4 protein-coding genes are annotated in these 10719 nt (G+C 45.6%); 2 read left to right on the forward strand and 2 right to left on the reverse strand.

Features of this window, described 5'->3' with window-relative positions; all coding sequences use genetic code 11:
• Together JGK39_RS29970 and JGK39_RS29975 are read right to left on the reverse strand one after the other, a co-directional pair.
• The coding region (locus JGK39_RS29970) for a DUF4114 domain-containing protein (protein ID WP_293261307.1) at window positions 1–4734 on the reverse strand (4734 nt) is incomplete at its 3' end.
• 986 nt (window positions 4735–5720) lie between these two features.
• Window positions 5721–7073, reverse strand: a complete 1353-nt coding sequence (locus JGK39_RS29975) for a proton extrusion protein PcxA (protein ID WP_293261310.1) — start codon at window positions 7071–7073, stop codon at window positions 5721–5723.
• Window positions 7074–7125: 52 nt separating this feature from the next.
• On the opposite strand from JGK39_RS29975, the gene JGK39_RS29980 reads away from it, so the two are divergent.
• A complete protein-coding gene (locus JGK39_RS29980; protein WP_293261313.1) occupies window positions 7126–9339 on the forward strand; it encodes a recombinase family protein in 2214 nt (737 codons plus the stop codon).
• A gap of 372 nt (window positions 9340–9711) precedes the next feature.
• Window positions 9712–10719 (forward strand): transposase (locus JGK39_RS29985; RefSeq protein ID WP_293298508.1); only part of this gene is annotated, 1008 nt, incomplete at its 3' end.

A 10719-nucleotide genomic window follows, 5' to 3' on the forward strand; every position in this document is an offset into this window, starting at 1 on the left:
TCCAGGTGCTAATCCGGCGGGTGCTGGTATTGCCAACTGGGCGGGTATATTCAGGGAGTTATCGCTAAAGTTTAAGTTGAAGGCTCCTGCAAATTCAAAACCCGCCGGCAGTGGTAGGGACAAGTTTTGTTGGTTGACTGGGGCAATGCTGACGGTTGCATTCTGTTTAAGGGCGCCCGGAGGTATCATGACTGCTAGGGTTCCGTCGCTTGAGTTGATGATGCCACCGTCGGTTCCCAAGGCAGTTGTGCCGATTTTCGGTGCTTCGACTCGAACTGGAATGGTGGCGGAGGCGGTGCCGTGAATGGCTGTGACGGTGCCATCGCCAATGCCGACTGCTGTAATGGTGCCGTCGGGACTGACGTTGAGGATGTTGCTGTTGTTGCTAAAGTAGCGCGTACCTGTGCTGGCTGCGGTTAAGTTAGCTTCGGTGAAGTTGGAGTTTAAGCCGAGGGACAGTTTCCGCGTTGCACCGGGTGTCAGGGAAACGGCATCTGGGTAGGGGTCTAGTCCGTACATTTCGGCTAGTATCTGATGCAGTTGAGCGTCTGTTGTGGGTGCTGGCATCGTCCCAATTCGGATTGGGGTGACTGCTTGCAAGTTATTTCGACTTGCGCTCAAAACTGAAGTACCGTTGGTTAAACCTGTCACTTTCCCCGTTGGATCAATTGGTGCTACTTCTGGATTTATTGAAGTGTAAGTTAGATAAGAATCTGGGAGCACTACACCTTTTTGGTCGGCAAAATCTCCCAGCACAACTAATTCCGTATTTTCTCCTGCATTGAGGATCGGATTTCGCTTCACAAAATCCAAATTCAGCAGCGGAACGTCGCTGACATTGATACTCACCCGCGCTGGACTAGAACTCCCAAAAGCGTCGCTGGCAAGGAAATCAAAGCTGGCAATTCCAGAGAAACCGGTTGCTGGTTTAAAGGATGCTTTGTTAGTTAAGGGATTGAAAATTACAGTGCCGTTTACTGGACCCTGGACGCTAATTGTCAGAGGGTCGCCCTCTGCATCTGTGGCAAGATTGTCTAATGAAATAGTTGTCTCTAATTCTGTATAAGTCCGAGCGCTTGTCGGCGATACAACAGGCGGATTGTTGTTTGAGTTGGAGTTATTGAAATCATCGAGTAATTGCTGCCCCAAAGTTGTATTGCGCCACTCCCTGTTGGGGTTGATAAGCGTATCGAGACTGGGCGCGCTGCCTGTAGCGCCACTGATTTTAAAGATTACGTCATTGTAGTCGCCGTCTGTGGCAGAACCTGCCCACATATCTTCGAGGGCAAAAGCGTTGCCGTTCCCTGTAATGTCGGCTATTGGGAGCAGGTAAGATGTATTGTTGGGATTGGCAGATCCAATGGAGAGTAAAGGACGGTGTTCGGGGAATATGTCTCCCAGCCACGGGTGTTGGTAGGCTAGCTGCACGCCGCCGCTAGGTACGAGCATCACCGCGAAGCTGTCTCCCGGTGTCATGTTGAAGGTTTTGATGCCTTGATATTGTCCCGCACCGAAATCGGATTCGGACGGCATCGCACCGGTGAATTTTGCCCCTTCTGTAGAGTCGTGGATTACAACGTGTCCTAATGTTGAATTGGTTAGAACTCTCCTGGCTGCTTCGGCAGTGAATTCAGGAGTACCGGGGATGAATGCTTCCATGCCGGTTAGGCTGAAAATGCCTAATTCTCCCTCATAGTAACCGCCGTCAAATGTATAGTCAAACTTGACTAATCCTGTTGCGCCTACGATAAATGTGCCTGGTGTTTGCGAATTAGCTGTTACTGCAATTGAGAGCAAAGTTGCGGAGTTGCTGGTACGCTGTATCGCAGCAGGTTGACTTTCACTTATGCTGTCGGCAAATTGAGTGGGTTTTTCTACTAACAGCAATTCATCGCTTGGAGTTGCAGCGGATTTTGAAGGCAGCAATTCATCGCTTGGAGTTTCAACTGCTTCTGGTGTGAAGGTGACAGCGATGTCTTTAAGTGTATCGACAGCAGAGACGCCAGCTAAGAAGTCTGTTTCTGGAGACAATTGTTTGGCAACGCTTGAAGCGAGAAATTCTGTATTGCTGCTTAGCAATTGCCCGCCAACATCGCCAGTTATGGAGTCTGTTTGTTGTGGCTGTTGTTCGAGAATTCTGGGAATGGGCGAGTCTGTTTGCAGCAGAGATTGTTCGATTTGTTGGGAAGCGGTATCAATTACAATTGAGTCAGCTTCTGCTGTAGATTGTTCGATCCTTAAAGTTCCAACTGCATTGGTTTGGCTCCCTTCACCAGTTGCTGGTTTGGTAACATTCAAGTCGGTACCAACTGGCTGTTTTATAATTGGATTAACATCAACATTGATTGTAGAAGTATCTCCGTTTTCTAATGCTATTGTGGTTGTCGGAACCTCAGTGATTTCTGCTATTGTGGTTGTCGGAACCTCAGTAGTTTCCCTTGATGTTGTATTTGTTGGTATTGCGACAGGTGTGATTTCAGATGCACCAATTTTTGTGTTAGCGTTCGTTGGAAGAGTTAAAGGCTGAGCAGGGGAAAATGAGGGTTGTTTATCGGAGTTGTTTGTTGGGACAATCGCGAGATTTGCCGATGGTTTTTCCGCAGCTAATTTGTCTGAACTAACGGTAGTTTGAGATTTATCGTTTGAGTTAGTTGCACCCTTAACTGCAACATTTGGGGGTTGTTTGTCTGAGCCTAGCTTATCTGAAGGAACAGCAGTTTGAGATTCTTTGTCTGACTTGGTTTGATTGACAACTGCAACATTTGATGATTGTTGTTCATAAGGAGTGCTGCCGATTGAGGGAAAATTGGGACTAGCAATAATCGTTTTTGCTGAATCTGTTGTTGGAACTGACTCAGATATTTCTGATGAATTTGCACTTTTATTTGGTATTGTTGGCTCGGCAAAAGTCTGCTCAATCTTCTCTTGAGAGGGCTTAGTTGTCTCGGCAGTGCCAACACTAATAACGGTTGGGCTAGAAGGTGCTAGTTCTGTTTTTTCTTGCGGTTTTTCTTCTAAACCTGAAACAGCCGTAGGTTCTTTTATTTGCGTTGGGCTGCTGTCAGATATACCAATACTTGATGGTAATGATTCTGCTTTTGACGGTTCTTTGCTGCCTGAATTGTCTACTATTGATGCTGTCTGAGGTTTTTGGGCATCAACATCAGGTGTTAATTCTGTTTTATGCAATTTGGAAGTGTCAGAGCTGATTATTGATTCTGTCTTCGGTTTGCCTGCATCAGCACCTATTGGTTCTGTTTTTGGAGATGATTCCTTGTTTGATTCAGTAATTAGTGAGTCAGTTTTCGGCGATTCTTCAGACGTTGTGGCAATTACTGAGTCGGTTTTTGGCAAGTCTTTAGGCGGATTAGCAATTACCGAGTCGGTTTTTGAGGTGTCTTTGGGTGCCGTCTCAATTAGTGAGTCGGTTTTCGAGGTGTCTTCAGACGTTGTATCAATTACTGGATCGGTTTTCGAGGTGTCTTTGGGCTTTGTATCAATTACTGAATCAGTTTTCGAGGTGTCTTTGGGCTTCGTATCAATTACCGAGTCGGTTTTAGTCTCTGCTGTGGAAGCAGAACCCATCAATTTTTTAGCTAGCTCCGAGTGGCTGCTTTGCTGTTCAGAATTAATGAATCGACTCAGGGGTGCGATTTTGGATGTAGCGCCTGTTATTTTAAATATGATATCGTTGTAATCGCGGTCGCTGCCTTGACTTACCCCCATGTCTTCCATGACAAAGAGTTTTCCTTCTCCTGTAATGTCAGCAATTTGACCGATATTAAAGCCGTCGTTGGGGTTGGTTGTAAAGATTGAAAATAGGGGTCGTTTGTCGCCGGCAATTGTGGGATTGTCGTATACTTGCTGTACTGTGCCGTTGGGTACTAGGAGGAAACAAAAATCGTCTCCTGGTGTCATGGCAAATGTTTTTGTGCCGAGGTAGGCTCCTGAGTTGAAGTTTTCACCTGTGGGATTGGAGTAATACGCTCCTTCTGAATTGTCAGAAATTGCGATGTAACCGGATGGGGAGTTGCTTAAGGCGCGTCGGGCTGCTTCTTTGATAAATGCTTCGGAACCTGGAACAAATTTGTCCATTCCTCGTAGGCTGACGATGGCTAGCTGTCCTTGATACCAGCCTCCGTCGTATTTGTATTCTATGCTGACTTTACCTGTTTGCTCTACTTTGAAGGCGTTTAAGTCGAAGTTGGCATTTTGGTCGGTAATATTGTTCGGTATTGGTTTGGTTAGTTCTTCATTTTTGTTGGATGGTACGGTAACTGGTGGGGTTGGATTTGCTGAGCTGCTGTTTGAAGAACCGGGATTTGTGAGGCTATCTGCGGGTGATGTGTCGGCTGGTACGGTTTTTGATGGTAATAACTCTTGAGATTTAGCAGTTGCGGTGTCGCCGGTGAGCGGGTCTACTTTTTTATCTGTGTTTGAGCTTGAGTCTTTTTTAGGAGTGCTAGTTAGTAGGGAACTATCGTTATGGAGTGAGGATGGTTTGTTGGCAATTAAAGAATCGGCATCGGCTGAGCTTATTTTCTTGGGAAGTTCGTTTGCAGGTTCGCTCGTTTCTTGTTGTATAAGGTTTTCTACTTCGTCGTCTGTTGCTTGGTATGGTAAAGGTTTTGGAGTTGCAATTCCCGGAAGACGCGAGGGTGCAGCAGGAGTAAGTCCGGGATTGACTAGGGGCGATTCTTCTATTAAAGATTCGATTGGGTTGATGCCTGACATGACTTCACTCCTGTTTTAAATATTACAAGTTTGCTGGTATTATTGTTGGCTGTTCTGCTTGGGTATTCGGATACTTTATTAGTTAAAAAATGCCTGTTTTACGGAAACTGCAAATTTGGTGAAACCGACTGTGTTTGTGGGCATCTGAATCAGCGCAGCGGTGGTTTTAGACTAATTAATTGATCGCCCTCATATTTCGTTCAAGATGAATGCGTGAATTCGGGTTTGAATTAATTGTGAGGTGCTTGGTTTTTTTTAGTTGAGAAACTTTTATTAATGACAATCTTCCGTTCTTTTCGGCAGCAGGTCAATCAGGGAAATTACTGATTTTTTTGTTCTATCTGGCACTGGGGGACTGACAGTGTTCGTAGCAAGTTCATGGCAGCAAATATGTGAAGGTTGCTGCTCTTGTTAGTTAGTTTTACTGGTAAATTGTGCTTAACTTGTTGAAGTTTTACGGGTTTTTATGAAAATAATGTGCTTGACTCAGCAAAAATACTGAGATTGTTGTAGAGTCGTATTTTAAGCTTCGTCAAATCTATTGGGTTGAAATTACGCAAAAACTCTGCGATCCTCTGCACGCGCAGCGTTTTCAGGCGCAGAAATCTTTCTCGGTGTCTGGTTCGATCAATATGAGTCGCCTATACCCGAATACGCTTGGGTTAAGAAGCTAATTGCTCCGCGTACACGTCAGTTAATTGAGAACTGCCATAGTCTCTGCGATTGCAACGCTCGTGAGCTGGCAATGACAAGATTTGTTAACTAAACCTAAACCGTATTGGTTCATACTCTGCGTAATACCATTTTGACAAAAGATTGCTACACAATAAATGTTTTGTTTGTTTACAATGATCCTGTAAAGACAGGTGCGTATCTGTTCAATTGTCGATTTTTTTTAAGGATTGTTGATGGCGACCAACCCTGTAATTACTCAAATATTAAATCTTAAATCGACTGATGCACCCTAGGATAACTGTAGCAGTCGATTACTCGTTCATATTCTTGTAAGTAGCAACCGCCGAAGGTGAACTCCGGTTTAAATAACGGAATATCCAATACTTAAATACCGTATCCAAGATAACTGGAAACGTCGCAATAAACAGAAAGATAAACTGCCTATTTTCTGGTAGTCCCAAATGCCTCGACAAACCTTCGAGAATTATTTCCCAACCGTGGGGCGAGTGGAATCCGACAAACACATCCGTAAACAAAATAATTACGAAAGCCTTTGCACTGTCGCTAAGTCCGTAAACCACATCATCCATGAAAGATTTTAAAACCTCAATCTCTCTCTTGTTAGTGATGAGAATCACGGCAAAGGCAATCACGGAAATTAAATCGGCAAAAATATTTTTAATTGCTCCACCGCTTTCTTTGCGGTATTCCTCCGCTAGCTCAAGTGCTTTTTCGGCAATCTTTTTTTCCTTTTCCTCTGGAGAAAGTGGCGGCGCTATGCCAATTAAAATGTCAAATTTGAGATGATGCTCAAATATCTCCAGTTCTTTTAAAGCTTCTTCTTCCAGGTCAACATTGATGAATAAAGGAGCATTTTGCTTGACTCGAAAGTGGTCAACTACTGGCCCGACTACAAAGTTTTTGGAAATTTGATTTGTTAACAGGGGAACTAAAATTAAAATTAAAATAAATCTTAGAGAAATAACAGTTTTTATTTTAGAATTTCGGAAATTTCTAACTACGTCTTTTTCTGCTTGCGGGTCTAATTCTTTAGTAATTCGATTCAAGGTTCCTAAAAGCGATCGGGGTAATAAATTTACCTCTTCAGAACTCGTGTCAACTTCACCATTAGTTTGATTGAAATTAACTAATCCTTTATTTGGGTGAAGTTGAGAACTGCTTGTAGATTTCGCCTGCACGTTTACCGAACTGACAAGTGGGACGATCGCTGTTGATTTACTATTATTAATATACTTGTCAATGACTCCATCAATAAACTCTAGCTTCTCGAATACCAGGGACGATCGATCTTTAGCGTCTAAACCCAATCGTGGGTGGCGATCCGGGCTGTGTCCCGCCTGCGGTTTTGCGCCCACGCGATCGGGCAATTCCAAAAAAGAACGGCTAGCATTAAACTCAACCATTCTGGTTTGGATGACCTTGAGGTATTTTTGCAGTTCGGATTTAAAGTAAGACAGGGTGCTGTGTCCGTAATCGGACGATCGCTCGGAGATGCCTTGGCCGCCAAAATGCTCATCTTCGATCGCCTTAATTGCTAGCGCAGCATCGTAAGCCTGTTCTAGTGCCCTTTCAGGCGTTTCTCTATACCACTGGTGAGCGCTGTAGAGATATTTTACAAACCTGTTCCACAAAGAAGTATTCATAGCTGGAGCCGATTAGTTAGTAGCAGACATTAGTCATTAAAGTATTGATGGTATGGTAACAAATTTAAATAAACTAAAAACCGCTGCCACAGATTCTATTTGGATTGTCGGAGGCGCCCGCAGCGGCAAAACCGCTCGCTTAGTCGAGCAGTTCTGCATTTGGAGCAAAACCGTAAAGCCTTTGCCCGCAACAGTTTCAGGCCGCGGGCGTTCCGGGTGGCGGCGGGCCGGACAAACCGCCCCAGCAATTTTAGTCTTAGCAGCTAACGGGGACAATCGGTTGGAATTGGCCGATCGCATCGCCATAGCTACCCAAGGAAAATATGCCTTTCACTCCACAACACCGTTCGGTTTTTTTGAGCAGGAAGTATTGCTATTTTGGCCGCTGCTAGTTCAGTCGCTGGATTTGAAGGCTCAATTTCCCCTGAGGTTGCAACCTGAAACAGAATTGGAACTTGCAGCCAGACTCTGGCGTCGCGAGTTAGACGAAGGGATTTTGCAACAAACAGGGGTAAGTCCAAACCGTATGGTGCGTCGAACTCTAGACTTATTACAACTTGCTGCTGTCAGCGGTACGCCCAGAGAAGAAATTCCTAATATTCTCCAACAGGGATTTTCGGGGGAGGGCGGCTCGAATAGCCTGTGGACTAGCATGGGAGAGTTGCTCGAAAGGTGGCGGGAATGGTGCTTGACGCGGGGGCTGCTGACTTACGGGATTGTCTGCGAGCTCTACTGGCGCTATTTGTTGCCAAATGCCACTTACCAGCAACAGTTGGCTTCTAGATATCAAGCTGCGATCGCCGATGATGTGGACGATTATCCGGCTATCAGCGGCTATTTGTTCGATCGAATGCTCGACACAGGCGCAGCGGGGGCCTTCTCGTACAATCGGGATGGAGGAGTGCGTTTGGGTTTGGGGGCTGACACGGAATACCTCGCCCGACTCGAAAGCCGCTGTCGAAGGGTAGAAAATTTGGACGCAAAAGCCGGTTTAGCGCCAGAGATTGGGGAGTTGGCGGTAAGTTTGGCAGTGAATTCTGAGGGTTTTTATCCTTTGGGCTTGAGTTTACCAGGCTCGGTTCGATCGCTCCAAACTACTTCTCGGGCGCAACTGCTCAGAGAAACCGCCGAAATTATCGTGGATGCGGTGAAGTCAAAAGCCGTGGAAGCGCAGGAAATCGCCGTAGTTGCTCCTGGGATGGATGCGATCGCCCGTTACAGTTTAACGGAAATTCTCGCCCGAGATGGTATCGCGGCCGAATCGCTCAACGATCAGCGTCCCCTATCGACTACGCCAGAGATTCGAGCTTTGCTGACTTTGCTAGCGTTAGTTTATCCTGGACTAGGCCGTTTAGTCGATCGAGACGCCGTAGCCGAAATGCTAGTAATTTTAGGCAGCCAGAAACACCGGGAATTGCCGGAAACAGCAGAAGATAACCCGACTTTCGATCAAAAATCTCAAATCCAAAATCTAAAATCGATCGACCAAGTGAGAGCAGGTTTAATCGCCGATCACTGTTTTTGTCCCGATCTCGATCGACCTCAAATGCTGGAAATTACAGCCTTTCCCCGGTGGGACAGAGTGGGACACCGAGCAGCTTTGGCCTACGAGCAAATTGTCGAGTGGATCGAGCAACAGCGATCGCAACAACAGGAGCGGCTGTTACCCAGTCCGATTGCGCTGCTCGATCGAGCGATCCAGAAATTTCTCATCAACGACAGATATCTGCCGTTCGATCGGCTCGCAGCCCTCCGAGAGTTAATGGAAACCGCCGCCCACTACTGGGAAATACACGGGCGAATGCAGCGTGTAGAACCCACAAACGGGGGCGACTCAGAAACCATCGCCCGATTCATCCAGTTGTTGCGCCAAGGAACCGTCACCGCGAACCCGTTTCCAGTCCGTTCCCAAGGCCCAGAAGCCCAAGCCGTCACCCTCGCCAACATCTTCCAGTACCGCAGCAGCCGCCGCGCCCACAAATGGCACTTTTGGCTGGATGCCGGTTCGCCCCTATGGCTGAGCGGCGGTGCGGCCACTTTGTTTGGTGCACCCTTATTTGTGCGATCGCAATTGGGGCGTCCCTGGGGAACCGAAGACGAAACGGCCGCCGACCAACAGCGACTGCGGCGAATTCTGGTAGATTTGTTAAGTCGTTGTTCCGTGCTTTACCTTTGCCACAGCGAACTAGCCGTCAACGGCCAAGAGCAAACCGGGCCGCTTCTGCCTCTAATTAACAGCTCTGTTTCTTGTGAACAGTCAGTTTAAGACATTGGGCAACAGGCAGGAAAGAAAATTATGAATCAAAGATTTTCATTTTTTCTCTCTTTGGATAGATACTCCGGCTTGACTCGCAGTGTGACTTCTAGATGCGATCGAAATAGGGCGAGATAAAAGTGTACCCAAAACAGGCATCAAAACGTGCAATCATTAATATTTTTAGCTCGAAAGATACCAGAGTTTAAAAATATCTATAGGCCTTGCAATTTTGATTTAGTATGCTATAAATGAGCGAGATTATAAGAAATACCCTGAAAACCCTGCGACAAAAGTCCAGGGATGAAAGGGCATTGCAGGATTTATCCTGCCAGTTAAATATTTACCAATTCTAGTAAAATAAATCAAGGAGGGTAAAAAAAGATGTACGCAGTACAAAGAGACCTTTGGCATTTAACAGGACTCGACAAAATCATTGTCGAGCAACTGTTGAGGTGGTCAAACAATCTGTTTAATGTCGGGACTTACGAAAGTCGGCAACGGTACTTTAAGGACAAAGGTACAATTAAATACCCAGATTTGTACAAAATTGCCAAAGGCAACGAGAATTACGGCTTACTCTACTCGCAAGTCGCGCAACAATCTTTAAAATCAGTCGCTGAATCCTTCAGCTCTTTCCGAACCCTACAAAAGTTAGCCAAGAAAGGAGAGCTTAATCAAAAACCGAGGCTACCCAAATACAGAACTAAAGGGGCGATGTACCAAGTTTCCTATCCTGGTCAAGCTTTAAAAATAGTGGGTAATCGGGTACGGTTGCCTTTGGGAACCAAAGGGAAAGAACACTTTGGGACAGATGCTCTCTGGGTGACTTTACCAGAAAGACTGAAAGATTGCCAGATTAAAGAACTCAGGCTAATTCCTAGAAATGGCGAAGTCTGGCTTGAGTATGTCCATGAAAGTCTAACTGAACAAGCCGCTAGTTGTAGTCTGGAAGTAACAGGGGTTTTGGGAATCGACCACGGCATCAATAACTGGTTGACTTGTGTTTCTAGTAATGGTAAGCCTTTCATCATTGATGGTCGAAAGCTGAAGTCTTGGAACCAGTGGTTTAATAAGGAAAAAGCGCGAGTGCAATCGGCGCACGCTCAATACAAGTTACCCAAAGGTTTTTCGTCAAAAAGACTGCAACAGTTGTCAGAAACTCGCGCCAGAAGGATGAGAGATGCAGTAAATAAAGCAGTTAGAACCATCATAGGGTATTGCGAAAATTACCAAATCAATGTGGTAGTTTTTGGTTGGAATAAAGGACAGAAGCAAGAAGTAAATATGGGAAAAAACACTAATCAAAACTTTGTCCAAATACCCACAGCTAAAGTCAAAGATAGACTACAACAAGAGTGCGCTCTCAGAGGATGGAGATTTGTAGAGCAA

This window comes from Microcoleus sp. PH2017_12_PCY_D_A, from assembly GCF_020738565.1.
Classification (GTDB): Bacteria; Cyanobacteriota; Cyanobacteriia; order Cyanobacteriales; family Microcoleaceae; genus Microcoleus.